Raw genomic sequence first — 25,906 nt, 5'->3', positions numbered from 1 at the left:
GCCGGGAACAGAAGCACTTCAAGTGGCCCACACATAACTCTCAGCGTGCACGGACTGCCTCAACCTATCCCCAGCGGTCTTGAGGCCGGCGACGGAGTGCGGACTTTGATCATCCGTCCGGACGGGAGATGGATGGTCCGCATGGCCTCATCTCGCCGGATCATTCCGATTTTTGAATAACGATTGAACGTCGCGGCGTTGTGCCGGGATCAGGCTTGATCCATCGACTAAGCGATTCAGAGATCCGGGATTATTTTGCCAGAAAAGGATCTTTTATTAAAACTGGAACGGATGGTTGCCTCAAGGGATTGCTTGGGTCCAGACAAATTCGGAGCTTGCCATGCGTACCCCCGTCACCGTCGCTCTGCTTGTGACCCTGCTTGGGTCAAGTGCTTACGCTCAGACTACAACGACCGGCTCACCGGCTCCTTCAGATGCGAAGACGAGCCAGCAATCCGGCGGCCAGGAAAGCGTTACGCGCCCGAACACTGATAAGCTTGGCCCGGACGGCAACGCTACTGGCGCCCTCGCGAACGTCAAGCTCGAGAAGGGTGCCAACAGCTTCACGGAGGGAGAAGCCCGGTCACGTCTCGACAAGGCCGGCTTCAAGGACGCCAAAGACCTCAAGAAGGACGATCAGGGCATTTGGCGCGGCACGGCCATGCGCGGTGGGAAGTCCGTCGCCGTGGGTCTCGATTTCAAAGGCAATGTCGCAGCGCAGTGATATTATAATTTTACCTTAAGGATATACATCATGACTCAGCAGACCATCACGGCACTATTCGACCGCTACGAGGACGCGAGCATCGCTGTCGGGAAGCTTGAAGCCGGCGGGATCCCACACGGCGACATCAGCATCGTCAGCAACAACGAAAATGATCGACACGCCGGCATGATCGCGCGTCACGGCGACCATGTGAGCGCCGACACGAAGGAGAAGGCTAAGGACGGCACTGGCGCGGGGGCTACGCTCGGCACCGTGGTGGGCGGCGCAGCCGGATTGCTGGCCGGTCTCGGCTTGATAGCGATCCCTGGGGTTGGACCGGTTGTCGCCGCCGGTTGGCTCGTTGCCACACTGACCGGCGCAGGCGTTGGTGCAGCCGCTGGAGGACTTGCTGGCGGCCTCACAGGAGCGGGCGTCAGCGAGAAAGACGCTCATGCCTATGGCGAGGGCGTGCGCCGCGGTGGCACGCTGGTCACAGTCCGGGCGGACGAGTCACGCGGACCGATGGTGATGGACATCCTGGAGCAGCACGGCTCAGTCGACTTGGACCAGAAGGCGGCCGCTTGGCGCCAAGACGGTTGGACACCGGCAACAGCATCGGATGTCGGCACCTCGGCTCCGATGGGAACGAGCCTTGCCGGAACGAACGCCGGCCGGCGGGGTGTGCGCTCTTACCCCGGCACGGGTAGCGGACTCTAATTCCCGCAGATCGCGAAGAGGCCGGGGATGTTCCCTGGCCGTCCCGAGTTTGCCGAAGGTCCCTCGAATTCAGGGCGCGGCAACGGATCCGCCCCTGATTTCGCAGAGTCGGGGAGCCAGGTTCGTGTTTTGTTTGGCCTGCCTGGGCTTGAGATAGCCGAGCGTCGAGTGGATGCGCTGCCGATTGTGGCAGCGCTCGATGTCAGTGAACGGGTCGCGGAGAGCCTCATCCCGGGTCGCCATCTTCGCTGATGGACGAACGCGACCTTGAGGTTATGGAAGAAGCTCTCCCTTGGGGCATTGATGCTCCTATACCGGTCAAGCCGTTTTTGCGTCGCGCACTGAAGCTCCCCCAGAACAACGATGCCGGTCGATTTCTCGGGCGATGTAGCGCTTCACGCATCGGCGGATCTCGCGAGGCGACTGGCCTTCGTTAGTTCGGCGCTGGATGTATTCCCGAGTTGGCCGATGATACCGCATCCGGACTACAGCGACGCGGTACAAGGCGGCGTTTGCCCGGCGATTACCACCGCGGTTCAGACGATGGCGGCTGATCTTTCCGCTCGATGCCGGCACCGGGCACACGCCGCAGAGTTTCGCGAATGCGGCTTCCGACCGGATCCGCTGGGGATTGTCGCCCAGAACGACGCGCATCTCGGCAATGGTACCGGTCGACACGCCAGGCGCATCCATCAACGCTGGCGCCTGGGTCCGCACCCACTGCTCGAGGACGGCGTCGTGCTCCTTGATCGCGGCATCCAGTACCAGCCATCGATTGGCCAGCGCGCGGAGCGCCAGCTTGGCGGACGCCGTGATGGACACCGGCGCTCCCGGCCGCAAGGCGGCGATCGCGCGGATGAGTGTCATCTTGCCGGTGATGCCGATGAACCGTTCGCGGAGCGCCTGTGGTGCATTGACCAGCAGCGTTTTGAGCGTGACCCTCGCCTGGGTTCGCGCCTTGAGCGCGGTGTCGCGGGCGATCTTGAGGTGACGGATCATCTCGACGGCCCCGTCGCCGAGCTTGGGCTCGTCGGTAGCCTCACCGGCCAAAACGGCCCGTGCGGCCGACTCGGCATCGACGGTGACAGTCTTGCCATAGCGGCGACGGAGCTGCCGGTTGACCCGACCAACGTCGATGACGCGCAAGCCCAGGGCGGTCAGAGCCCGCGTGAGGCCGGCACCGTACGAGCCGGTTCCCTCGATGCCGAAGGCATGCCCGACACCGTGCTCCGCCGCCCAGGCGGCCACCTCGCGATAACCCGCGCTGGTCACCGGGAAGGATGCAGTGGCAAGCCGTGCGCCCAGTCCGTTGATCGCGACGGCGACGTGGACATCCTTGTGCGTGTCGACGCCGATGACGACGGCGTCCGGCGCGATAGCGTGCATACAGGCCCTCCTGGTCGATGGAACCCGAAGGCGATCTGCGAGCGGACAGGACTGTGACGGGACGGCACTCCCTCAAGCTCCTATCAGGTCACGTCTCGTGACGCCCTGGGTGCAGCCTGGAGGGCCGACAGATCAACGCCATGACACGTGGTCAATCGGAAGCACGGGTCGGCCTTCCAGGCTGCACGCACCTTCTCACAGTCGTAGCAGCGGCCGTCGGTTCATGGAGGGCGTCGCCCCCAGGCTGGCAAGCTGCCTCCGGTAGGCCTCTGCCGCGTACGGGCTGCCGCGATCCGCGTGGCAAATGAGCCCTGTGACCGCTCGCAGCCGCTTAACGAAGATGCTGATGGCCTTTTTTGGTACGTCGCGATCCTTGCGCTCAAGCTCACACCGCAGCCGGGCGATCTCAGCGGTCAGATCGGACGAGGATGCGAGCTGATGCGGGACGAACGCTAGGGCGTCTCTGCAAAGGGTTCATAGGTTGCGGGGTCGACTCCATGTGGTCGGGATGCGACGCTTTGAATTGACTGACGCGCAGTGAGAGCCGATCGCCCCGATGCTGCCTTCGCAGAAGCCACGCACGGGCCGGCCTGCGGAGGATCACCGCCAAGTACTCAACGGAACTGCGGCAGGGCGACGGCGTCGCGTGCGAACTCACGCCGCGTCTTCTCCTTCCAACACCTCGCCGCGCAGCCAGGACGTATCAGAGGTGTCCGCGGAATCGAGGGCGGATCACATTTAGACCCGCAAGATCGACCTTGCTGTACAAGGTCTGATCGGATGACCTTGGCAGTGAAATGGGAATGGCGCGCCAGTCCGAACAAAAACGCGAACACCTAAGTCATTGGGCTAGTGAGATATATCCAGTGGTCCTGCCGCTCCGCGTCGGTTTTCCGCCGTTGTGCGCCCTCGTCAAACCGCAACGCGTCCTCCAAAAACGGACGTTCCGCAAAGCGCACATCTCGGTCATTCAGCCTATTCAGGCGAATGCTCCGAAGTGGGCGTAGCAATGGTCGAGGTCGTGGGTCTGAATCGCGCCAACTACAGACCTTCACTTTCGATGGGTTGAGGGTCGGCTCATTCGTGGGAAGCGGACGCTGATTCTGCAGCATGGCGAATCCCGCTTAGAGGCATTGCGAACGTAACCGGCTGGCTCGTGGACCAATAGAGGCTTTTGAACGCCGATCGTGAACGGCACGAGAAACTCGCCAGCTCGCTTTGCGCCGAGATCCAGTTCTGTTTGACATGTTAAATGCTACAACAATACACAATATCAAATACAAAATCTGTAGTTATGCTGACAACATGAGCGAAACACGCTCGTAGTCGGGATTGCTCATCACTCAGGACCGCGCGACAGCTAAGACCTTACCTTCGAAGACAGTTCCCGATACAGGGATGTTATTGATATTCGCCGGATCGACAGTCAGCGGGTCATTTTCGAGGATGCTGAAATTGGCGAGCTTACCTGGGACGATGCTGCCCATGTCGTTTTCTATGCGCAAGGAGTGGGCGGCGCTGAGGGTCACGCCCTTCAGGGCGCCGAGCCGGCTCGCGCGCTGATCCGGCGCCGCGATGCGCCCGGACACGGTCGTGCGGTTCACCGCGCAATGCATCAGGAACAGCGGCTGACCGGGCGCCATGGGCATGTCGGAGTGAAGCGAAAAGGAAACGCCCGCGCGCTCGATGTCTCCGAGGCRCACCATATTGTTGGCCCGCTCGGGACCGAGGCCGTCCTTCGAATAGGCGTCGGCCAGCGCCCGCACGTAATAGGGGTTGGCGCTGACGATCACGCCGAGCCGCTTCATGCGCTCGAGGAGCGCCCTTGCCCTCGGGCGCGGCGACGTTGGTGAGCACGCGCCGGGTCATCTCCATGGTGATGAGCGGGTAACCGTAGATGTAGGCGTCCGTCGCCAGCTCCAGCGGATCGGCCACCGCGTTGTTGCTGATGATCGGCGCATCCTGAGCTGTACTTTGCGCCCACGCCGAGGGCCGGCTGATGCCGATGAAAGGGATCGTGGCGGCTCCCACTGCGGAGATCCGTCTGGTGACATCCATGCCTGCCTCCTGGGACTGGCCTGCTCAGCCGGACCGCTTCGTGGCAATCCGATGGTTGTCATGCCTTCATCATGGCGCGCTGCCGCAAAGCGGCCTGGAAGATCACCGCTGCTTAGACCGCGCTACCAGCGGCGAAGGCCACGCCGGTAGACGACCCGACGCGGGCCATAAACGCCGCGCCGCACGGCGACCGAGCCCCGTGGCCCGACGCAGCCGGCTCGGTACACGCCTCGGGCACAGACAACGGCATTCGCCTCAATCGGCACGAATGTGACGAGGCCCGCGAGGAGACCAAGCATCGGCAGGACGTATCTCATGATGAGCCTCCGAACGTTTTCGAGGTGACTGTTGCAGCGATACCGGGCCTGAAGGGAGAAATTACGATAGCGGCCTCCGGAGAGGCTGCTTGACCGCTTGGGACGTCAGTTGGGGCGGGCCGCCCAGCCTTGTGATGGCCTATCCGCCGCGATCGCGGGTGCGACGTGGCTACGAAGGTCGAGTTGCGCGGCTGAACGTGGGTCTGGAGGAGCCTTGAGACCTCATCGCCGCCTTGCGGCAGGTACTGGCCCAAGATGCGTAGGACGCGAAAGGTGCCCAGCATCGTAGGGCCGCCATGATTCGGAAGTGAGGTGTCCGCTTTAGCGTGTTAGTCGTCATAAAACGGACCAGCTGCTTTCGGCCAAAGCCGGCCAGCAGCTCTGCACAGCCCTCAAGGCGCTTTGCGGTTCAAGCCGGTAAAGTGGTGCTGATCAGGAGAGAGCCTATGCGAGACATTTCCTTGGGCGCAAGGGTAGCTTCGCCATGCTTGTTCGTACCCCGCATCTGGCGATTCAGTTCAAGGACACCATCCTGCCGCTCGTCTTTGCCACACCGATCATGATCTTGATGATGGAAAACGCAGCTCTGAACGCCACCCGGCAGTTCCTTGAGCCCGGCGAGAGCGCCGTCGGAACGAAGGTCGACGTGAGCCATATGGCGGCGACCCCAGGCAAGCACCGGGTGAGAGCGGAGGCCGAGATGGCGGGCGTGATGGGACATCAGATCCAATTCCGAGCTGCGGCTGGGATGAGGCAGGGCAGATCGGATCTGGGACGCACGAGCGCAGGGTGGTCGACCTGGAGCGACTCGAAAAAAGTCTCGTCGACAAGCGGCCCGCCACATCATGAAGCGTGTGCGCGCCTGTCCGGCTCTGAGGCGGATCGTCTCTGAAGCGGATGTGCGCCTTTTCGGCCAGATTGCGTCACCCCCTGATCGCCACTGCGCGCCGGATCGGACGTTCGGCTTGGCGCCCACTTCAGCCACTCACGCCCGGAATAGAGTTCCAAGGAACTACCGTTCGTGGAGCGAGCGTTTTGCCCGGGGATGAAGTCGGCCTGAGGCTCGATGCGGCGAGAGTGCTGGTCTCGGCTTGCGGCATGGGCGTGAGGTAGCCCACACGCCGCTCCTGCAGCGGCTGGCGTGGGCTTACACCGAAGCACTCGACAGCGTGTCGGCAGGTCGCTTCGGCGGGAACGGCCAGCGCGCCGTTGCATCGAACACTCTCTCAATCGAAAGGCTTTCAACCTCAGTCTGAAGTTAATCCCGCTACTCGAGACGAATTTTCTTCTTTCATAGCCTGCGATTAAATTGCGCTCGACAACGGAGCGTAGAGGAATTTGATCTTGCCTCAGCAATTACATATTCGGGCCGCTCTTGAACAATATTCCTGCCTGTGCAAAGAAGCGGTGTCCGTAAGAGGCGATGCGGGAGAGCCCAGGCTGGCGTGAGCCGGTTATGGCGTCGAGGAGCGACCGCCCCCGGAAGCTCTGAGGCACAATCTCGTATCGTTGGACGATCTGGAGTGCGACGCATCCTGCGTCACTGACGAGCCGCGACCGCCGACGTAACGGTGGGATCGGCCTGCTGGCACCCGCGACAGAGGGGGGCGACCGAAATGCTGAGACGGGCATTTCCTCGCCCGTTTGTCGAGGGATCGCGGTATGTTTCCAGACGACGAAGAATTCGAATTCAGCGCCCCAGACCGCGGCTGGAACTACGAGCCGCCGCGTGCCGATCTCTTCCGGGAGTTCAGGTCACCGGTCTACACGACCGACGCCGACGGCTGGCTGACCTACTACAACGATGCGGCGGYCGACCTTTGGGGCTACCGCCCCGAACTCGGCAAGACGCGCTGGTGCGGGTGCTGGCGTATCTATACGCCTGACGGAAGGCTCCTGCCACTCGACGAGTGCCCAATGGCCGTAGCCCTTAAGTCAGGGCAGCCCATTCGCGGGGTGCAGGCCGTGTTGGAGCGGCCGGATGGTACACGCATCCCGTTCATGCCGTACCCGACGCCGCTTCGAGATCCGTCCGGCAATCTGGTCGCCGCGTCCAACGTCCTTCTCAAGATCACGAACCTGAACGAGTCCGACCCGATCGATCTTCCAACCGAGCAATGGGCCGACCCGGTGCTGGGGATGCGGGTAGCAGCTCTCCCTCTCGACGACCTGACAGGCTCACTCCAGGCCACCTTGGCTGCCTTGGCTGACGTCGAGTTCATCTACCAGGTCGACTGCGAGCGCCTAGAGGGCTGGTCTGGTTCTGACGACGAGAAAGACCGGATTCTAAACCAGCTTGGACAGAAGCGGCAGCGTCAGCGCGAAGCTCTGAACACGCGGTTCCAGCAACTCCAGCAGTACGCCAGACGAGCCATGATGCGAGGCTCGTCCGACCCGGAGCGAGAGACAACACTCGTCCCGTCAGGCTACGACACGGTCCATTGACTGCACTTACGCCTTGTCGAGCTCAGTCGGACGCGTCGGCTGAGTTTACGGGCGCAACGCGGGCGCGGCCTCGCTGGCCTGACACGTACCGTGCGTGAGTAGCGCCACCGGAACGGAGAGGTCAGGCTCAGCGACTTCTGGAACGAGACGGGAGAGCCTGATCGGTGGCGCAGCCATCGCTGGCTCGGCATGAGCCTCCGTGAACGCGACGATCTCCGGCACGATCTCGGTTCGGAACCGCGATCCGTTGAAGATGCCGTAGTGACCCGCCCCCATCTGGAGAAGGTAGGCTTTCTTCTCGGCTGAGAGGTTGAGGGTAAGATCAAGGGCCGCTCGGGTCTGGCCGATGCCGGTGATGTCGTCCTTCTCGCCCTCGATCGCCATCAGCGCGCAGCGCCGGATCGCAGTGAGATCGACAGGCTTCCCCCGGTGGCGCATTTCGCCCCTGGGCAGGAGGTGCTCGATGAACACGGTCTCGACCGTCTGAAGGTAGTATTCCGCTGTGAGGTCCATCACGGCGAGGTACTCGTCGTAGAACTCACGATGTTTGGCCGCCGAGTCGCCGTCGCCCTGCACGAGATGCTTGAACATGTCCCAGTGCGCCGTGTGGTGGCGGTCAAGGTTCATGCTGATGAAGCCCGCCAACTGGAGAAAGCCGGGGTAGACATCACGGCCGTGGCCTCGGTGGGTCCATGGGACCGGGTGAATGCAGTGCTGCTTGAACCAGCCGATCCGCTTCTCCTGCGGCAGCCTGTTCACCGCAGTGGGTGAGCGGCGGGTATCGATGGGGCCGCCGACCAGCACGGCTGAGCGAGGCACCATGGGGTGAGCCTCGTCTTCCATGCGTGCTATAGCCGCCAGAACCGGGACTGAGGGCTGGCACACCGCCATGACGTGCAGGTCGGGCCCGAGCGCCTCGAAAATGGCCGTGCAGTAATCGATGTAATCGTCGAGGTCGAAGCGTCCGGCGGAGAGCGGCACCTTCTTGGCATCGGCCCAGTCGGTGATGAACACCTGATGCGTGTTGAGGAAGGCCGCCACCGTCCCGCGGAGCAGGGTCGCGTAGTGCCCGGAGAGGGGGGCGACCAGCAGAAGTTTCGGCTTGCTCGCGTCTTGCGAGGCCTCACCGAAGGCGATCACGCGGCAGAACGGCCGCTCCCACACCACTCGTTCACATGTGGGGAGGTTGAAGTCCGGCTTGTGATAGGTGCGCGTTGCCCGCTCGAACAACTCGCAGGAAGCCGCAACGGCTCGGCCGTTGGGCGTGTAAGCGAGGGGACTGAACGGGTTCTCACACGCGGTCCGGGCCATCTCTGCCGCCATCCGCATAGGAGAGAGCATCTGGTCGTAGGCATCACGCATCAGGTACAGCATACGACCAGTTCCTCCGGCTGCCTCACGGCCGCCCGTCTCCGAGATGCCCAACGCTTCAGCACTATGATGCGTTGCATGCACCCGGTCTGGGCGAACCGCTCGCCAGATCGGCACAAAATTGCCAGCACGAAATTGTTTTGACCATGGCGGTCTCGGGTGCGTGCTGGCAATTGCGGGGCTGTGATGCCGGCGAGCAACAGGATCGCATGCAAGCCCTTCGGGAGTGCCTGGCGGTGGCAGTCGATCAACCGCGACTTCCAAGTTCGCGTTGAACCGGGGTTCCTCCACAATATTCTCGTTTAGTGCGGCTCCCGAATTATTTCCGCCGCTCTACAAGAAGTGAGCGGAGGATGCGCTCGTGAACATCGCCCCGAACCTTGAGTACCGAACGCGTTGTGCAAGCTGACTGAGAAGGGCATCGACCAAGCGCGCCATGGCCTGACCGGCTGGCTTTGGGCCGGGCTCATTGAGAGGATCAGCCAGGACCGAAGGAGTGGGACATGCGGCGAGGTCAGAAGACGAGCGCGGAGCAGGTTGTGCTGAAGCTGCGCTAGATCGAGGTGCAGACGGCCGAGGGCAAGAGCTTGGCGCTGGCGTCCAAAGAGGCGGAGATCTCCGAGCAGCTGCGCGACGAGTGCCTGCGCCAGGAAGTCTTCTACTCGTTGAGGGAAGCGCAGATTGTGATGGGGCTGTGGAAGAACACCGATAGCTGCGTCGGGACTGTCAGGAATTTCGTGTGGGGGCGGCCATAGTGGATCCGAAGGAGGTTCCCGATGGGACGACGCAAGGCACCCCGTATCCCTGACGCGCTCCTGGATCAGCTTCTGGGCAGGGTCATAGGAAGTGATCCATTTGGATGAACGAATGACCGCTCACGCTTGTGTGCGCTTCGGCTCGACGCAGATGGAAGGGTGACTGACGCCATTCCACTTCACGCAGCGAGAGGCGGCCCGGCTTGCCCGAGCGGTCACCTGGTTCGAGGACAGCAGGCTCTTAGGGTGGCGAGAGTTTCCTTCGCGAGGTTCAGGCGGTTGGCTCGCCGTGAAGGGCGCTCGTTGAAGGGCGTTTGTTGTCCTTTCGAGCTACCAGGGGCAATAGAGCGTCGCTGGCCCTATATGTTAGATCGTGATAAATAAGTTAATTCTAATTTATCGGACGTGCTCGCATGGATGCCGCGTTACCCGCTGATCTGCTGCGCCTCCAGGACAAGGCCGCCGACGCCGCGCGACTGCTGCGCCTGCTCGCCAACGAGAAGCGCCTACTCATCCTGTGCCTGCTGATCGCGCGCGGCGAGATGGACGTGAGGAGCCTCGCCGAGGCGGTCGGGCTCAGCCAGTCGGCCCTGTCGCAGCACCTCGCCAAGCTCCGCGAGGACGGGATGGTCGCGTACCGCCGCAAGAGCCAGACGCTCCATTACAGGTTGGAGGACCCCCGCGCCGCCCGGGTGCTGGCGACGCTCAAGGACATCTTCTGCCAGGACCTCGGCTGACCGCGTCAGGCGCGGAGGATCTCTGCCTCAAGCCCCGTCCGGTCCAGCCGGTTGCGCAGCCGCAGGCTCAGCCCGCTTCGGCGCGACGCCATCTCGGCGATGGCAAGGCCGAGCCCGCTGCCCGTCGCGCTCTTGTGTCGGCCCCGGAAGAAGCGCGTCGTGACATGGGGAAGTTCCTCGGCGGGAATCCCGGGACCCTCGTCGCGCACGAGGACGCCCTCCCCACCGGGATGTGCGAGCCATTCCACCGTGCCGGCCTCCATGTGCTGCACCGCGTTCTCGTGCAGGTTGCGGACTGCCAGACGCAGGCTCTCAGGATCGGCCCGCAAGGTATAGCCGCGCAGCCTCGGGTCGATCAGGGTGCGGACCCCCGGCGGCACCCGCATCCCGTCGACGGTCTCCGCTACCAGCGCGCCCACATCAACCTCCGCCAGGGTCGGCGTCTCCCCGGCGGCGTCGAGCCGGGCCGCGTCGAGCAGTTGCCGAACGAGGCGGGTGGTGCCGTCGACAGCCGCCAGGATCTGGCGGAGCGCCGCCTTCGCCACGTCCGGGTCGGTCGTGGCCATGGCGACCTGTGCCTGGGTCTTCAGCCCGGCGAGGGGCGTGCGCAACTCGTGCGCGGCGAAGGCCGTGACCTCCCGTTCGTGCCGGCGCGCCGCCTCAACCTTGTGGAACAGCCCGTTTAGGGCGTCAGCCAACGGCCGGACCTCGGCGGGGGCCCGGCCGACGTCGATGGCGCTCATGTCGTCGGCGGCGCGGCCTGCAAGGTCGCGGGCCATCAGATGCAAAGGGCGCAGACCCCTTCCGAGGCTCGCCCAGATCAGCAGCCCGAGAAGTGGCACGACGAGGAGCGCGGGCGTGACGAGGCCCATGATGAGGTCGGTGACGAGGCGCTCGCGCAGGCTCAGGCGGTCGCCGACCATCACGCGCACGCCCTTCTCGGCGTCCTCCACCGTGAACACCCGCCACGTCTCGCCATCGACCTCGCGCTCCGAGAAGCCGGCCGGCGCATCGGTCAGGCGTCGTTCCGGAGCCCCACTCGACCGCGCGACCATGCGCCCGTCCAGGGACCAGATCTGGCAGGAGAGCTGTCGCTCGTAAGCCGTCGGCGCCGGGAAGGTGGACGGTGTCCCGTCGGAGGCCGTGCCGCCGACCGCCCCCACCAGGGAGCCGACCATGCGCGCGGCTTCCTGCAGGCGGGTGTCGAGGACCCGCTCCACCTCGTGCTTGGAGCTGAGATAGATCCAGGCGACCGCGCTGAGCCAGATGAGTCCGGTCGCGAGGACCAGGATGGCGAAGAGCCTAACGCGCAGGGACCTCATGCGGGCGCCCTCATCCGGTAGCCGACGCCGCGCACCGTCTCGATGGCGTGCTTGCCGATCTTGGCGCGCAGGTTGTGCACGTGGACCTCGACGGCATTGCTCTCGACCTCTTCCTGCCAACCGTAGAGGCGCTCCTCCAGCTCGGCCTTCGAGCGGAGCACGTCCGGGCGTTCCATCAGCGCCGCCAGGACCATGAACTCGCGCCGGGACACGCCGACCGGCACGCCGTCGACCGTGACGGCGAGGCTTCCGGGATCGAGCCGGATGCCGCCGTGCTCCAGGAGCGCGGCGGCCCGCCCCGAGGCCCGCCGGACGACGGCGCGGATGCGGGCCGAGAGTTCGTCGAGGTCGAAGGGCTTGCCGAGGTAGTCGTCGGCGCCGCCGTCGAGCCCGGCGATCCGGTCGGCCACCGCGTCGAGGGCGGTGAGCAGGACGACGGGCGTCCGGTCCTTCCGGCGGCGCAGGCCGCGCAGCACGTCGAGGCCGGAGCCGTCGGGCAGCATCAGGTCGAGCACGATGGCCGAGAACGCACTCGTGGCGAGCGCCGCCTCTGCGTCGGCGCAGGTCGCGACGCAGTCGACCGTCGCCCCGCCTAGCTCGAGCCCCGCCCTGAGCCCGTCCGAGAGGATGGGATCGTCCTCGACGACGAGGATGCGCATGCGTGTCTCCCCCTGACCGTCCCTCATCCTCCGGGCCTGGCTTAAGCCTGGCTTAAGCTGCGTTTCGGACCCGCGGCGGACCGTTCCGAGCCCGGACCCCGCCCATGCCGAAACCGCTCGCCCCCCTCATCCTCGCCGCCTTCGTCTGGGCGGGCGCCTCGCCCTGGTCGCCGGGATGGTCCCAGGACGGCGCCGCGCGGCAGACACCCTTCCCCCTCGTCGCGACCCGCGACGCGAACCTCGCCCTGCACCTTCGCTGGACCATCGCCCGCGGCACCTATCTCTACCGCGACAGGATCCGCGCCGAGGCCGGAGCCGGCGCGGAGCTTCTCGTCAGCACGCCGCCCGCGGAGACGAAGGACGACCCAAACTTCGGGCCGACCGAGGTCTACCACGACTCCGTGGAGGCCATCGTGCCCGGCGCGGCGCTGGCCAGCCTGCGGGAGGTCCGGGTCACCTACCAGGGCTGCGCCGAGCGGGGCATCTGCTACCCGCCGGTCACGAAGCGGCTGGACCTCGCCTCCCTGGCGAGCGCCGGCGCATCCCCAGCCGGCGAAGCCACGCCCGCCGCCGAGCACACGAGCGGGACGGTCGCTGCGGAACCCCGCCAGGGCGTCTTTCCCTCCGGACCTGCCATCTTCCTCGTCGGCAACTTGATCGGCGTCCTGATGGGGATGTTCGGGCTCGGCCTCCTCCTGGCGTTCACCCCCTGCGTCCTGCCGATGGTACCGATCCTGTCGGGCATGCTGGTGCGCTCGGGCCAGGGGCTCACGCCGGGGCGGGGCCTCGCGCTGTCCGGGAGCTACGTCCTCGCCATGGCGGCGGCCTATGCCAGCCTCGGCGTCGCGGCAGCATGGCTCGGTCGCAACCTGCAAGTCGCCCTCCAAACCCCGCTCGCCCTCGGCCTGATGGCCACCGCCTTCGTCGCGCTCGCCCTGTCGATGTTCGGCCTGTTCGATCTGCAGGCGCCGCGCTGGTGGCGGGACCGGTTCGGCGCCCCGGCGGCGCAGGGAGGGTCTGTCGCGGGCGCCGCGCTCCTGGGTTTCAGTTCCGCCCTCGTCGTCGGGCCCTGCGTGACGCCACCGCTCGCGGCCGCGCTCCTCTACGTTGCCCAGACGGGCAACGTCCTGCGCGGGGCTCTGGCTCTCTTCGCCCTCGGCCTCGGGATGGGGGCGCCGCTGGTGCTGGTCGGCACGTTCGGGGCCGGCATCCTGCCGCGGTCCGGCCCGTGGCTGGAGCGGGCGAAGCAAGCGTTCGGCTTCGTGTTCCTCGCTCTCGCGGCCTCGCTCGTGACACGCCTGCTGCCGGACGGGTTGTCCCTTCTGCTTTGGGCGGCGCTCGCCCTCGGCACCGGGCTGGCGCTCGCGGCGGTGACCACGAACGGCCGCCCGTCACGCGCCGGTCGCGCGGCGGGCTTGCTGGCCTTCGCCTATGGGGGGCTCCTCCTCCTCGGGGCTGCCACGGGCGCGGACGACCCGCTACGGCCCCTCGCCGGCCTCGGCCCGTCTCGACCGGACCACATCGCCGGGGCCCGTACGGTCTCCTCCGTCCCGGATTTCGAGGCCGCCCTCCTTGCAGCCCGAGCCGAGGGTAAGCCGGTGCTCGTCGAGTTCGCCGCCGACTGGTGCACCGTCTGCAGGACGAACGAGCGGACGGTCCTGGCGAACGCCGACATCCGGAAGCGGCTCAAGGCCGTCTCGGTCATCCGGGCCGACGTCACCCGCGACGACGACGCCACCCGGGCCCTGATGCACCGCTTCGAGGTGGTCGGCCCGCCGACCCTCATCCTGATGCGTCCCGACGGCGGCGAGGTCCGGGAGGCCCGCACCGAGGGCGAGCTGACGGTCGAAGACCTAGTGCGCCGCCTCGCCCTCGTCGGAGCCTGAGCTCCCCCTCTCGAACCACCCATACCTACGGAGACCGTCATGAACCGCAGGACCCTGCTCGCCCTGATCCCCGCCGTCGCGCTCGCGCCCGCCCTGGTGTCGTTGGCGTCCCATACCGGGGAGGCCTTCGCCCAGGGCGTCGACCCGAACGCCATCCTCAACGACCCCGAGGCGCCGGTCTCGGGCAACCCGAAGGGCGACCTGACCATCGTCGCCTTCCTCGATTACAACTGCCCTTTCTGCAAGAAGGCCGAGCCCGACCTCATTCGGCTGGTGAAGTCGGACGGACGCATCCGCCTCGTCCACAAGGACTGGCCGATCCTCGGCGACGCCTCAGTCTACGGCGCCCAGCTCGCCCTCGCGGCGAAGTACCAGGGCCGCTACGACGACGCGCATCGCGCGCTCATGGGCATCCCCGGCCGCAAGATCCCGAAGGAGCGGATGCTTGAGGCGGTGTCGGCTTCCAGCATCGACATGGCCCGGCTGGACGCGGACCGGACGTCCCATCAGGGCGAGATCTCCGCCTTGCTCCAGCGCAACCTCGACCAGGCGGACGCCCTCGGCCTGCAGGGCACGCCGGTCTTCCTGATCGGCCCGCTGAAGGTCGCGGCCGCCCTCGACTACGACGGCTTCAGGCAGGCAGTCGCCCAGGCGCGCGCCAAGGGCCGCTCGTGATGCGGCCGGTCCTGCGCCTCCCGGCGTTCCTTGCGCTCGCCGCGGCGCTCGGGGCCTGTTCGGCATCGATGGGCGCCCCCGGTCCGGTCGCTGAGGCGGGGCCGCGCCTCCCGGCGGATGCCGTCCGCCGCTATACGGCCATCACGGACGAGCCGTTCCCGGTCGATGCGGTCGAGCCGCGGGACCTGAAGGCCCGCAACGTCCGCCAAGTCGTCGATTATCCGACCAAGCGGCCGCCCGGCACCCTCGTGGTCGACCCCTACCGGCGCTTCCTCTACCTCGTGATGGAGGGCGGCAAGGCGATGCGCTACGGGGTCGGGGTGGGCAAGGCTGGCTTCGAGTTCACCGGGGAGGCCACGGTCGCCCGCAAGGCGTCCTGGCCGCGCTGGACGCCGACCCCCGACATGCTCCGGCGTGACCCGGAGCGGAACGGGCGCTGGGCCGGCGGGATGCCGGGGGGCGAACGCAATCCCCTCGGTGCCCGCGCGCTCTACCTGTTCAAGGACGGCAAGGACACGCTCTACCGCATCCATGGCACCACCGAGCCCTGGAGCATCGGCGAAGCGGTATCCTCAGGGTGCATCCGCATGCTGAACCAGGACGTCATCGACCTGCATCGCCGCGTGCCCACCGGCACGAAGGTCGTCTTGCTCGGGTCGCGGAGCACCGGTCAAGCCGCGCGGCCTGCAGCGCCGGAGACGACCGGCAGCCTCGGCGGCGACGCTGGGACCAGGCCGGCCACGAGCGGCGGCCTCGACCGTGCGCGCCTCGACGACCTATCACGCGGCGCCTCGGAGGCGCCCGAACCCCTGACGGACGAAGGAGCGGCGGATGACGACGGTCTTTAGGAGCCTGATGCTCGCGATCGTCTTCGCGACCATGGGCATCGGGACGATTCACGCCGGCTCGGAAGCGCCGGCCGGCTACTACGCCGACCAGAAGGTAGTCTACCACAACGGCGGAGGCGGCCCGGACGGAGCGGCCTACTTCAAGCGATTGCTGGCCAACCTGCGCAACCACGTCGAGGCCGTGGGCAAGGCGCATGTCGAGATCCGCGTTGTGAGCCTGGGCGACGGGGTCGGCCTCTTCCAATCGGCCGCGAGCGACAAGGAACTCGCTGGCCGCATCGACGCCCTCAAGGGGATGGGCGTGCGGTTCCTGGTCTGCGCCAACACCCTGCGCGAGCGGAAGATCGACCGCAGTACCCTTTACGGCGTCGGCGAGGACGACCTCGTGCCGAGCGTCGTCGCCGAGCTGGCGCGCCTGCAGGGCATGGGGTTCGCCTACATCCACCCCTGACGCCTGGCACGGCTTCGGCGATCGACCGCGAAACCCCGCTGGTGCGCCGCCGCACGTGACCCTCGGCCGCTCCTCCGCCGGGCCGCATTCCCGCTTGTCATAACATTAGATAATGCTAATTGAGTGTCAGCTAATGTTTGTGCGGGGGCAGCGTTCCCCGCGGCCGGCCCGGGCACCAACCCGGACCGCAATTCGGGACAGATCGAGATGGAAGGCTTCACCCCCGTCAGCGCGATTCTCGGCGGAGCGATGATCGGCGCATCCGCCTCGCTGCTGCTGCTGCTCAACGGGCGCATCGCCGGCATCAGCGGCATCCTCGGCGGACTGCTCGCCCGACCATCGCGCGAGACCGGCTGGCGCGCCGCCTTCGTCGCAGGCCTCGTCCTGGCGCCATTCGCCTACGCCGGCCTGGGGGGCAGCCTACCGCCGGTGAAGGTCGGCGTGTCGTTCCCGCTCTTGATCCTCGCGGGCCTGCTGGTCGGGTTTGGCGCGCGCCTCGGCGCCGGCTGCACCAGCGGCCACGGGGTCTGCGGCATCGGCCGTGGCTCGCCCCGCTCGCTGGCCGCGACCGGCACCTTCCTGGCCGTCGCCGTCCTCACCGTCCTCGTCGTGCGTCATCTCGTCGGAGCCTGAGCCATGGCCAAGACCGCCTCCGCCTTCGCCGTCGGCCTCCTGTTCGGCCTTGGCCTCCTCGTCTCGGGCATGGCCGACCCGGCCAAGGTCCTCGCCTTCCTCGACGTGACAGGGCGCTGGGACCCCAGCCTCGCCTTCGTCATGGCTGGCGCCGTCGCGGTCTCAGCCGCCGGCTACCAACTGGCGCGGCGGCGCGGACGGCCTGTGCTCGCGCCCAGGCTCGACGTCCCGGCCCGGCGCGACCTTGACGCACGCCTGATCGCCGGGGCCGCGATCTTCGGCCTCGGCTGGGGACTGGCCGGCCTCTGCCCCGGCCCCGCCCTCACCATCCTGACGGTGGCCCCGACGGAGGCCGTGACCTTCGTGGCGGCGATGGTCGCCGGCATGCTGCTGTTCCGCCTCGTGCCGGCGGCGCGCCTGAAGCCGACGACCGTGCTGGGAGCCGACGCATGATGCCCGGTCCCCTTACATCCGGCCTCGCCGCCGGCTCGGGCGGGGTCGTGGGCGTGATCCTCGGCCTCGTCGGCGGGGGCGGCTCGATCCTGGCGGTCCCGCTCCTGACCTACGTGGTCGGCGTGTCCTCGCCCCATGTCGCCATTGGGACGAGCGCCCTGGCGGTCTCGGTCAGCGCAGCCGGCAACCTCGTCCCGCATTGGCGGGCCGGGACCGTGAAGTGGCGCTGCGCGGCGGCGTTCTCGCTCGCCGGAATCCTCGGCGCGCTCGTCGGCTCTGCGGCCGCCAAGGCGGTCGACGGGCGGAGCCTGCTCGCCCTGTTCGGAGTCGTGATGCTCGTGGTCGGCGGCCTGATGCTGCGCAGGCGGCGCGGGGACGGCGACCCGGACGTGCGCCTGACCTGGGCGAGTGCCCCGATGCTCCTGCCCTGGCTCCTCGGCATCGGCCTCGCGGTCGGCCTGTTCTCCGGCTTCTTCGGCATCGGCGGGGGATTCCTGATCGTGCCGGGCCTGATGCTGGCGACGTCGATGCCGCTGCCCGTGGCCATCGGCACCTCGCTGGTCGCGGTCAGCGCCTTCGGGGCGGCGACCGCCGCGAGCTACGCCGCCTCCGGCCTGATCGACTGGCCGCTGGCCGGCCTGTTCATCCTGGGAGGCGTGCTCGGGGGCCTCGTTGGCTCAAAGCTCGGCCAGCGCCTCGCCGGGCGCAAGCGCGCCCTGACCGTCACCTTCGCTGGCCTCGTCATCTTGGTCGGCCTGTACGTCGTCGCCCGCGGGGCCCTGCCGCTCCTCGGTATGAGCGCCTGAACCCGAGAAGGAGGAGATCCATGTCGAACCAGACCGTCGGAGCCCTGCGCGGGCATCCCATCGTGACCGGCTTCCACGACGAGCCGACCGGCAGCATCCAGTACGTCGTCGCGGACCCCGAGACGAAGCGCTGCGCCATCATCGACCCGGTCCTCGACTTCGACCCGAAGTCCGGCGCGACCGCGACCCGCTCCGCCGACGCCCTGCTCGCGCATATCGAGGGGGAAGGCTACACGCTGGAGTGGATCCTCGACACCCACCCGCACGCCGACCACTTCTCGGCGGCCGGCTACCTCCACGACCGGACGGGCGTCCCGACCGCCATCGGCGAGAAGGTCGTCGACGTGCAGCGGCTCTGGAAGGGGCTGTACGACCTGCCCGACACGTTCCGGACGGACGGTTCGCAGTGGTCCCGGCTCCTCGCCGACGGCGAGCGCTTCCGGATCGGCGACCTCGACGTCGAGGTGATGTTCACGCCGGGCCACACCCTGGCCTCCATCGCCTACCGGGTCGGCGATGCCGCCTTCATCCACGACACGCTGTTCATGCCCGACAGCGGCTCGGCACGGGCCGACTTCCCGGGCGGCAACGCGCATGCCCTATGGCGCAGCATCCAGCGCATCATCGCCCTGCCGGACGACACGCGGCTGTTCACGGGGCACGACTACCGCCCGGGCGGCCGAGCGGCGGCCTGGGAGAGCACCGTCGCCCGGCAGCGGAGCGAGAACGCGCACCTCGTCGAGACCCCGACCGAGGAGGCGTTCGTGGCGATGCGCGAGGCGCGCGACCGCGAGCTGCCGATGCCGAAGCTCATCCTGCATGCCCTGCAGGTGAACATCCGCGGCGGGCGCCTGCCCGAGCCCGAGGCGAACGGCCGCCGCTACCTGAAGATCCCGCTCGACGCCCTCGACGGCGCGGCGTGGGGCGAATGACGGAGACGAGCATGACCACGACCAGCGCAAAGGACCTGGTGGCGCAGGCCAACCGGGAGGTGGAGACCCTGTCGGCCGAGGAGGCGCTCGCCCGCCTCGGACAGCCGGGCACGGTGTTCGTCGACGTGCGCGAGGGCGAGGAGCTGGCCAAGACCGGCAGGATCGCCGGCGCCGTCCACGTGCCCCGCGGCGTCCTGGAGTTCCAGGCCGATCCCGCGAGCCCGACCCACCGGGCCGAGCTCGGCGGGGGCAAGCGCCTGGTTCTCTACTGCGGTTCCGGCAACCGCTCGGCCCTGGCCGCCAAGACGCTCAGGGACATGGGGCTCACGTCCGTCGCCCACGTCGCCGGGGGCTTCTCTGCGTTAGAGAAAGCGGGCGGCCCAGTGGAGCGGATGTGACTGGAGCTAACTGCACGCGGTGCTTGGCCCCTACAACGGTTATCCTGGGCGATTATGTCCCTACCTGGGGCAAGCGTCGGCGTGTAGCTTGAGGCATCAGGTACAGGCCGAAGTGAACTAGACGAGTGTCTACCTCAAGCCAAGAAGTGAGCCTCACAATTGTCTCCGCTCACGGTCCGCTTTGAGTCACATGAAGATTGACTGAGCCGCAACGAAGGTCCGCTTCTGCGGTCTGAGCGCCGGAAGCGGACGAGCCGCTTTCGGCCACTTTCTGCCGTCCGGATTGCGCCATAAGCGGACATCAGCTCAACGCCCGGTAGCGGACACTCAGATCCGGATGGTCGACCGTCCGGTGTCGACCCAGTCCAGCCGCCTGAGAGGCCTTTGGCGCTTCCCGAAAGCGGCCGTTCGTTAGCCCTCCGGCAGCTTCGGTTCCGGGTGGTGATCCACCGTTGGATTGCCGCCCGAAAGCCGACATTCAGCTTCGCTCACCTGGACGCCTTAAAACTGCGTAAGACCGCATCGTCGGTGCAGTGAAAGAGGTTCCCAACACCAAGCTCTTCTGTCAAAATGAGCTTCAGGCCGATCGCTTCGGTCTACAATTTCCTTCAAAAATACTGACTGTTCTCAATTTTTTTCAGCCGACTAGGCAGTGGAGCGCCTCGCAATAGCTCACCAGATTTGTGCGAGCCGAAACGAATGCCTTCAGCGGCGTTTCGATGTCATAGAAGTGAATGTTCGCAAGGAAGCCATAGATGGCTGCATCAATGCTGGTCGGGCTTCTTCCAAACACGAAAGCTCCCTTTGGCACAAGGTTCGCCAGAACTTGTAGGTCGGCGGTTCCGCGCACGTACGCTTCAGCTTCGCTGTAGCGTCCAATTCCTTGGTAGTAGTACCGTTTGAAATTAAACTCCCGAGCATTCAGAAGCTGATCTTTGGTGAATTCAGAATGCTCTCGGAGCAGTGCGTCCCGGAACGCAGGCCAGAACCTTTCGTCTTTCCAGCGAGAGTAGGACATCACCCAATACAGATCGTCGAGCAAACGGTTGGTGAGTTGTCCTATATCCCGCTGAATCGTCGTCAGACCATCGTCGACAGTCAAGCCGTAGCGACGCGTGAGATGCGAGATGATGCTGTCACTATCCCCGATTATCTCCCCGCCGTCTTCGATGTACGGAAGCTGACGACGTGGCGCCGACGACGCATCCAAAATATGCCTGTGTGTAAAAGATAATCCCGCCAGCTTAAGAAAGGCGAATACCTTGAGGCCGTAAGCGTTGTTGTCGGCGACACCGAACAGACCTGGATACGAGTAAAGAGTGATCATGCGCCTCCTCCTTCGTGACCGGCTAGCTTCGCGAAACGCTTCCGAGCTTGTACCGGGCTCTCCAGAGCGTTCCTTCAGCCCCGTCCTGTTAGTCTGCCATCCAACAATCTATCGGCTATCGGTGCTCACATCCTCGAGAGCCCTTTGCTAGACCTTGGCCGGCCATCAGTCCTTACGAGCGGCATGTTGACGGCGGGCGGCCCACCGAAATGAAGCCAATATAGCCTCTCGATAGCCCGTAGGCGAAAACGTCGGATTGCGATTGATAACAGAACCTCTGCATCCAGCGGATCAGCTTGGCTCAGAGATGGCGGATAGGCAAATTACGATCGGCACCCTATAAAATATTCAATGTGCCGCCGAATTCGGCCGGAACAGGGCATAAGCCGAATGACCTCTGATCCTAATCTGAGCGGCCGAAGCAAGCTTGTTCAACCGCCGCCAGGGCGCCCCCGTTTATTCCGTGACCCGTTGAGTTGGTTCGCGGGTTGGCGATCCATCCGTAGCAAAATCTTGGCTGTCGCGATCGCTCTGATCGTTTTTATGCTAGCGACCTCTATCGTCTCAATGCTTATGTCGGCGACCGTCAGCATCCTACTTGAGGAACTGACAGGCCGGTACATACCCGCATATAGTCACCTAGCGCGCGCGAATGTGCGATCGCTTGAGCGTGCGTTGGCACTGAGGCGAATGGCTGTCGCCAGGATGCAAGTTCCGCCTGATGATGACGGCTACAAAGTCCAGCTGCGGATCGCTACCGAAAAGGGTACGCAGGTTACGCTTGAGGCTGGCGAAGCGCGAAATCTTATCAACGCCATTATTGATGACAAGCGTACGCCGTCGGACAACGCTGCCCTCGGGCGATTGGACGCCCGCATTGAGAACGCGACGTCTGAGCTTCTTCAAGAAATTTCAGCTGAGGATACCAAATTAGTTCAACGACTCGATGCGAACGATTTCGCAGAAGCTCGTCAATCAATGGTCCGCATCGATCTGATGCGTGATCAATTCATTCGTAGAATTGATGAAATTAGGTCGGACATGCTCGCGCAGGTGGATGCGAGTTCTTCCAATGTGATTCGAGATCAGCGTCGCGTTCTCGTGACCTCTGTGGTTGTCAGCCTTCTCGCTGCATTTCTTGGGATTGGCGTGGCGATGATGGTCGCTAGCGGCATTACTCGCCCGGTTAGAGAACTCTTGAAAGGCACGCGTGAGGTGGAGCTAGGCCACCTCGACGGTCGCATTAATGTGTCCACTTCGGACGAAATCGGCGAGCTGTCAGCCGCCTTCAATACCATGCTCGATCAGCTTCGAAGGACGAGACACGCCAGGGAGACTTTCGGCCGGTACATTGATCCGAAGGTGGCAGAAAGACTTATCGACTGGTCGGAGGCAGCCGCCCCCGACGGCCAGAGGCGCGTTATGACGGTGATGTTCTGTGACATGAAGGGCTTCACGTCGTTATGTGAGGGGATGACGCCGCAGGGGTTAGTGAAGGTCCTCAACCTCTTCTTGTCGACGATGTCGGCTTCGATACGTGAGAGTGGTGGCATCGTCGACAAGTACATAGGCGACGCGATAATGGCCTATTGGGGCTCTCCATTCGTAGACGATGCCGAGCAGGCGTCATTGGCCTGCGCTGCTGCCTGCGCGATGGTGCAGCAGTTGCCCACTCTGCGGCAACAATTTCCAGAGTTGCTCGGCTTGCGGCACATGCCCGGCGAGCTCGACATACGGATCGGGATTGCGACCGGCGAGGTCCTCGCGGGTAGTATCGGATCCGAGTTGATGATGAGCTATACCGTGATGGGCGATGCGGTTGTTCTTGCTTCTCGACTTGAGAGCCTGAATAAGGCTTACGCGACCCGCATCCTCGTTGCGGATCGCACTGCAAATATGGCGCGTGGGATCTTTGAATACAGAGAGGTTGATCGCGTAATCGTGTACGGTCACGAGTCCCAGACCACGATCCACGAATTGCTCGGGAAGTCTGGAGAGCTGTCGGCTGCCCAAGAGGCAACACAGACGGCGTACGCCTCGGGCTTGGAAGCTTACAGGCAGCAACGTTGGGAGGAGGCGCGGGAGGCTTTCGAAAATGCGCAGGAGGCCGTCCCAGGAGATGGGCCGTCCCGTGTACTCTTGTCTCGCATCAAGGATCTTGAGACCAAATCGCAGTCTAGCGCTTGGGATGGCTCCTGGAGAATGGACAAGAAATGAGAGCAGCTTAGCTGCTTGGGCAGCTAGAACCGTCACCGTTCGAATCTTTAGTGAGCGCCTCAAGGCGCGAGGTGCGCGTGGGCGACACCAACGTCGCAGACCTGCGCTTCTACGTTGCGCCGACCCGAAGATAGAGTCTGCGTCGGCATGCGAGCCTTGCGGAAGCGGCTGCACTGCTTTCGGCTAGCAGCCGCCCACTTTGACCCGTCAAAGTGCTCGGAAGCAGACGTTCCATGCTTCTGCAAAGGGTCAACAGCTTCCGTCAGCATGTAAGCAGTGGATTGCTGCGAGCCGGGCCGAGCTCAATCAGTGAGGTGCTGGACCTGCCCTGGACTGTGCCGACAAAGCACGCATTGCTCTGGGCGTGACAGGCTGATGATCCGCAGCCCGGTCCGACCCCGCTGGCCCATAGCCACTCGCGGGGTCTGCTCAGTGACAGCGCTACGCTGCCGCCAAAACCGGATCATGCCGTGTACCGCAAATTCAAGTCCGACACGCTCAGCCCGATCCAGCACCTCATCCTCACCGCCGCCGTCAGCCATCCAGGACACCGGCTCGCCCGGCCTGAGGACATCAAGCCGCCGACCTATCGCTCTGCCCTTCGGGCCCTGCGCCGCCGCGGTTTTGTCATCGACAGCGTTGCAGAGGATGGTTCGGGACGCCGGTCCGCCGCTCCCGTTTTGTCGGAGGCCGGCTTCGCCCACGTGGCCCCCGCCACTCACGAGGTGCAGACGGTCGCGAAGCCCGAGCTGCCCACGGTCCGCTCCCCGCGTGCCGGCTCGAAGCTCGATCGCCTCGTCGCCATGCTCGCTCGCCCGGACGGCGCGGGCAGCGACGAGCTCGTTGGTGCCCTGGGATGGCTGCCACACACCACCCGCGCCGCGCTAATCGGGCTGCGCAAGCGAGGCTGGACTTGCCTCGAGAAAGTGGAGAGCTCTTTTCCTGAAGGAGGGGGTTTCCGATGGCGGACCGGAAGCAGACCTTTACCCCTGAGTTTCGCGCTGAGGCGGTGCGATGAGCGCAGACGAGCGGGCGGTCCCGCCGCGAGGTAGCCGCCGATCTCGGCGTCGGGCTCTCGACGCTGCGCACCTGGATCGACGGCCGGCGTGAGCGGGAGATGGATCACCCGCCGGCCGATCGGCAGGAGGACATGGCCGCCGAGCTCAAGCGCCTGCGGCGCGAGAACGAGGTGCTGCGTCAGGAACAGGAGATCCTGAAGCGGGCCACAGCTTTTTTCGCCAAGGAGGGAAGTCGATGAGGTTCCGCCTCATCGACGCGGCGAAGAAGGACTTCCCGGTCGCGCGCCTGTGCAAGGTCCTCGACGTCAGTCCGAGCGGCTATTTCGCCTGGAAGAACCGCCCGGCCTCGACGCGCCAGCGCGAGGATCTCGTGCTGCTTGCCCACGTCCGCTCCGCCCTCACGCTCTCGCACGAGACGTATGGCAGCCCGCGCATGACACACGAGCTGCGCGAGCAGGGCTTGGCGGCAGGCCGGCGACGCGTGGCCCGGCTGATGCGGGAGAACGGGCTCAAGGCCCGCCAGCCGCGCCGCTTCCGGCGCACCACGGACAGCGGCCCTGCCTTTCCAGTGGCGCCCAACCACCTCGACCAGGACTTCACGGCGGCGGGGCCGGATCGGAAGTGGGGCGCGGACATCTCCTACGTCTGGACGCGGGAGGGCTGGCTGTACCGGGCTGGCTGTACCTGGCGGTGGTCCTCGATCTGTACTCCCGACGGGTCGTGGGCTGGGCGGTGGGCGATCGCCTTCACAAGGAACTTGCACTGGCTGCGTTGCGACGTGCCCTTTGGTCTGGCGCACCGCGTTCCAGACGCGAGCCGAGGCCATCGCCGCGCTGGCCCGTTACATCGATGGCTTCTACAATCCCCGACGCCGTCACTCGGCACTCGGCTTCACAAGCCCCACCCAGTTCGAGAGGGGCATCGCCCACCAAACCGCTCTCCACTGAACTGAAGCAAGTCCAGCTCGCTGGTCAGCGCATTCCGGCGGCCAAGCTCGAGGCGGTGGTAAAGGAACGCCTGCGTGCGCTGCTCGTGGACGCGAACGCGTTACAAAATCTCGCGCGAGCGATCCGCTCCTGAGCAGCACGCGATGGTGGTAGCAGCCGCGCGGATGGCGGCGGAGTGGCCGAAGCTATCGCAGCTGCAGCAGCGTCAGCTCCTGCAGACCGTCCTTACCCGCATTGACGTGCACGCCGGGCGGATCGAGATCGCGATCAACGGCGCTGCCCTGCAGCAGCGGCTCGGCGTAAGCAAGCGGGAGGAGACAGAGGGCTCGACCGCAGCCGAGTTGCCGCTGCGGCTGCCGGTACCGGTGGGAATGAAGCGTGTCGGTATGAAGATGCGCGTGATGCTGCCGGGCGAGGCGGCGGGGCCTGATCCAGACGCGAGCCTGGGTCGGCTGCTCGGCCGGGCGCATCGCATCCGCCAGCGGCTGACGGGCGACACGCCGATGTTGATTGACGAGGTGGCGCGGGCCGAGGGTCTGACGCGCTCCTATACCACGCGACTGCTGCGGCTCAGCTACCTGGCGCCCGGCATTACGGCCCGATTGATCGCGGGCGATCACCCCCCCGAGGCGAAGGCAAGCTGTACCTTTGGGTAGCCATCGACAGGACGTCCAAATACGCCTTCGCCCAGCTGCACGAACGCGCTGATCGGCCCGTGGCCTGCGCCTTCCTGGAGGCACTCATCGAGGCCTGTCCTTACCGCCCGCATATCATCCTGACCGACAACGGCATCCAGTTCGCCGAGCTGCCCAAGAACCGCCGCGGCCCGACCGCCCTGTAC

22 protein-coding genes and 8 pseudogenes are annotated in these 25,906 nt (G+C 65.4%); 21 read left to right on the top strand and 9 right to left on the bottom strand.

Annotated elements, in window-relative coordinates; all coding sequences use genetic code 11:
- The first annotated feature begins 340 nt into the window (after positions 1-340).
- Together ACXJKQ_RS21150 and ACXJKQ_RS21145 are read left to right on the top strand one after the other, a co-directional pair.
- Positions 341-724: a hypothetical protein gene (locus tag ACXJKQ_RS21150; protein WP_457107668.1), complete on the top strand. Its 384-nt coding sequence runs from the start codon at positions 341-343 to the stop codon at positions 722-724.
- A gap of 30 nt (positions 725-754) precedes the next feature.
- Positions 755-1,423 carry a hypothetical protein gene (locus ACXJKQ_RS21145; protein WP_457107667.1) on the top strand — a complete coding sequence of 223 codons (669 nt, stop codon included), beginning with the start codon at positions 755-757 and terminating at the stop codon, positions 1,421-1,423.
- 69 nt (positions 1,424-1,492) lie between these two features.
- On the opposite strand, the pseudogene ACXJKQ_RS21140 reads toward ACXJKQ_RS21145, so the two are convergent.
- The 3 genes and pseudogenes from ACXJKQ_RS21140 to ACXJKQ_RS21130 form a co-directional block, all read right to left on the bottom strand.
- Positions 1,493-1,725, bottom strand: a pseudogene (locus ACXJKQ_RS21140) (IS3 family transposase); the annotation flags it as partial.
- Positions 1,726-1,741: 16 nt separating this feature from the next.
- Positions 1,742-2,809, bottom strand: coding sequence for an IS110 family RNA-guided transposase (locus tag ACXJKQ_RS21135; RefSeq protein WP_457107666.1), 1,068 nt, complete (start codon positions 2,807-2,809; stop codon positions 1,742-1,744).
- Between the two features lie 200 nt (positions 2,810-3,009).
- A pseudogene (locus ACXJKQ_RS21130) lies at positions 3,010-3,133 on the bottom strand (IS3 family transposase); the annotation flags it as partial.
- A 184-nt stretch (positions 3,134-3,317) separates the two neighbouring features.
- Here ACXJKQ_RS21130 and ACXJKQ_RS21125 point away from each other — a divergent pair.
- Positions 3,318-3,431: pseudogene (locus tag ACXJKQ_RS21125) on the top strand (IS5-like element ISMra2 family transposase); the annotation flags it as partial.
- Positions 3,432-4,152: 721 nt separating this feature from the next.
- On the opposite strand, the gene ACXJKQ_RS21120 reads toward ACXJKQ_RS21125, so the two are convergent.
- Entirely contained in the window at positions 4,153-4,617 is a 465-nt protein-coding gene (locus ACXJKQ_RS21120; protein ID WP_457107665.1) for an amidohydrolase family protein, read from the bottom strand.
- A gap of 7 nt (positions 4,618-4,624) precedes the next feature.
- Positions 4,625-4,867 (bottom strand): annotated as a pseudogene (locus ACXJKQ_RS21115) (DUF1254 domain-containing protein); the annotation flags it as partial.
- Between the two features lie 801 nt (positions 4,868-5,668).
- Here ACXJKQ_RS21115 and ACXJKQ_RS21110 point away from each other — a divergent pair.
- Positions 5,669-6,076 (top strand): thioesterase family protein, encoded by a 408-nt coding sequence (locus ACXJKQ_RS21110; protein ID WP_457107664.1) that lies wholly within the window; start codon positions 5,669-5,671, stop codon positions 6,074-6,076.
- A 770-nt stretch (positions 6,077-6,846) separates the two neighbouring features.
- On the top strand, positions 6,847-7,629 hold the full coding sequence (locus ACXJKQ_RS21105; protein ID WP_457107663.1) for a histidine kinase: 783 nt from the start codon (positions 6,847-6,849) through the stop codon (positions 7,627-7,629).
- 45 nt (positions 7,630-7,674) lie between these two features.
- Here ACXJKQ_RS21105 and ACXJKQ_RS21100 read toward each other — a convergent pair whose 3' ends face one another.
- Positions 7,675-9,003 carry a polyhydroxyalkanoate depolymerase gene (locus tag ACXJKQ_RS21100; RefSeq protein WP_457107662.1) on the bottom strand — a complete coding sequence of 443 codons (1,329 nt, stop codon included), beginning with the start codon at positions 9,001-9,003 and terminating at the stop codon, positions 7,675-7,677.
- A 500-nt stretch (positions 9,004-9,503) separates the two neighbouring features.
- Here ACXJKQ_RS21100 and ACXJKQ_RS21095 point away from each other — a divergent pair.
- Positions 9,504-9,626, top strand: a pseudogene (locus ACXJKQ_RS21095) (IS3 family transposase); the annotation flags it as partial.
- Positions 9,627-10,168: 542 nt separating this feature from the next.
- Complete coding sequence (locus tag ACXJKQ_RS21090; RefSeq protein ID WP_457107661.1) at positions 10,169-10,492, top strand: ArsR/SmtB family transcription factor; 324 nt, start codon at positions 10,169-10,171, stop codon at positions 10,490-10,492.
- A gap of 5 nt (positions 10,493-10,497) precedes the next feature.
- Here the strand turns inward: ACXJKQ_RS21090 and ACXJKQ_RS21085 are convergent, their stop codons facing one another.
- Entirely contained in the window at positions 10,498-11,814 is a 1,317-nt protein-coding gene (locus tag ACXJKQ_RS21085; RefSeq protein ID WP_457107660.1) for an ATP-binding protein, read from the bottom strand.
- Positions 11,811-12,473, bottom strand: a complete 663-nt coding sequence (locus ACXJKQ_RS21080; RefSeq protein ID WP_457107659.1) for a response regulator — start codon at positions 12,471-12,473, stop codon at positions 11,811-11,813. The genes ACXJKQ_RS21085 and ACXJKQ_RS21080 overlap by 4 nt, the downstream gene beginning before the upstream one ends.
- A gap of 104 nt (positions 12,474-12,577) precedes the next feature.
- Here ACXJKQ_RS21080 and dsbD point away from each other — a divergent pair, with 104 nt between their 5' ends.
- The 9 genes from dsbD (at position 12,578) to ACXJKQ_RS21035 (ending at position 19,555) form a co-directional block, all read left to right on the top strand.
- Positions 12,578-14,359 carry a protein-disulfide reductase DsbD gene (dsbD, locus tag ACXJKQ_RS21075; protein WP_457107658.1) on the top strand — a complete coding sequence of 594 codons (1,782 nt, stop codon included), beginning with the start codon at positions 12,578-12,580 and terminating at the stop codon, positions 14,357-14,359.
- A gap of 39 nt (positions 14,360-14,398) precedes the next feature.
- A complete protein-coding gene (locus ACXJKQ_RS21070) occupies positions 14,399-15,034 on the top strand; it encodes a DsbA family protein (protein WP_457107657.1) in 636 nt (211 codons plus the stop codon).
- Positions 15,034-15,882: a L,D-transpeptidase gene (locus ACXJKQ_RS21065; protein ID WP_457107685.1), complete on the top strand. Its 849-nt coding sequence runs from the start codon at positions 15,034-15,036 to the stop codon at positions 15,880-15,882. Before ACXJKQ_RS21070 ends, ACXJKQ_RS21065 begins: the two co-directional genes overlap by 1 nt.
- On the top strand, positions 15,866-16,333 hold the full coding sequence (locus tag ACXJKQ_RS21060) for a DsrE family protein (protein WP_457107656.1): 468 nt from the start codon (positions 15,866-15,868) through the stop codon (positions 16,331-16,333). Before ACXJKQ_RS21065 ends, ACXJKQ_RS21060 begins: the two co-directional genes overlap by 17 nt.
- A 207-nt stretch (positions 16,334-16,540) precedes the next feature.
- On the top strand, positions 16,541-16,966 hold the full coding sequence (locus ACXJKQ_RS21055; RefSeq protein WP_457107655.1) for a YeeE/YedE family protein: 426 nt from the start codon (positions 16,541-16,543) through the stop codon (positions 16,964-16,966).
- Between the two features lie 3 nt (positions 16,967-16,969).
- The gene (locus ACXJKQ_RS21050) at positions 16,970-17,419 is read left to right on the top strand and encodes a DUF6691 family protein (protein WP_457107654.1); all 450 of its coding nucleotides are present in this window, start codon (positions 16,970-16,972) and stop codon (positions 17,417-17,419) included.
- Entirely contained in the window at positions 17,416-18,225 is an 810-nt protein-coding gene (locus tag ACXJKQ_RS21045; RefSeq protein WP_457107653.1) for a sulfite exporter TauE/SafE family protein, read from the top strand. The genes ACXJKQ_RS21050 and ACXJKQ_RS21045 overlap by 4 nt, the downstream gene beginning before the upstream one ends.
- A gap of 20 nt (positions 18,226-18,245) precedes the next feature.
- A complete protein-coding gene (locus ACXJKQ_RS21040) occupies positions 18,246-19,157 on the top strand; it encodes an MBL fold metallo-hydrolase (protein ID WP_457107652.1) in 912 nt (303 codons plus the stop codon).
- Between the two features lie 11 nt (positions 19,158-19,168).
- Positions 19,169-19,555: a rhodanese-like domain-containing protein gene (locus ACXJKQ_RS21035; protein WP_457107651.1), complete on the top strand. Its 387-nt coding sequence runs from the start codon at positions 19,169-19,171 to the stop codon at positions 19,553-19,555.
- Positions 19,556-20,192: 637 nt separating this feature from the next.
- On the opposite strand, the gene ACXJKQ_RS21030 is transcribed toward ACXJKQ_RS21035, so the two are convergent.
- Positions 20,193-20,882: a glutathione S-transferase C-terminal domain-containing protein gene (locus ACXJKQ_RS21030; protein WP_457107650.1), complete on the bottom strand. Its 690-nt coding sequence runs from the start codon at positions 20,880-20,882 to the stop codon at positions 20,193-20,195.
- A 690-nt stretch (positions 20,883-21,572) separates the two neighbouring features.
- Here ACXJKQ_RS21030 and ACXJKQ_RS21025 point away from each other — a divergent pair.
- The 5 genes and pseudogenes from ACXJKQ_RS21025 to ACXJKQ_RS21005 form a co-directional block, all read left to right on the top strand.
- A complete protein-coding gene (locus tag ACXJKQ_RS21025) occupies positions 21,573-23,099 on the top strand; it encodes an adenylate/guanylate cyclase domain-containing protein (RefSeq protein ID WP_457107649.1) in 1,527 nt (508 codons plus the stop codon).
- Positions 23,100-23,569: 470 nt separating this feature from the next.
- Positions 23,570-24,001: pseudogene (locus tag ACXJKQ_RS21020) on the top strand (DUF3489 domain-containing protein); the annotation flags it as partial.
- Positions 24,002-24,060: 59 nt separating this feature from the next.
- A pseudogene (locus ACXJKQ_RS21015) lies at positions 24,061-25,065 on the top strand (IS3 family transposase).
- Positions 25,066-25,208: 143 nt separating this feature from the next.
- Entirely contained in the window at positions 25,209-25,721 is a 513-nt protein-coding gene (locus ACXJKQ_RS21010; RefSeq protein WP_457107648.1) for a hypothetical protein, read from the top strand.
- Positions 25,697-25,906, top strand: a pseudogene (locus ACXJKQ_RS21005) (DDE-type integrase/transposase/recombinase); the annotation flags it as partial. The gene ACXJKQ_RS21010 and the pseudogene ACXJKQ_RS21005, both read left to right, overlap by 25 nt.

It is taken from the genome of Methylobacterium sp. P5_C11 (genome assembly GCF_054049775.1).
This window is presented reverse-complemented; position numbering and strand designations above follow the sequence as displayed.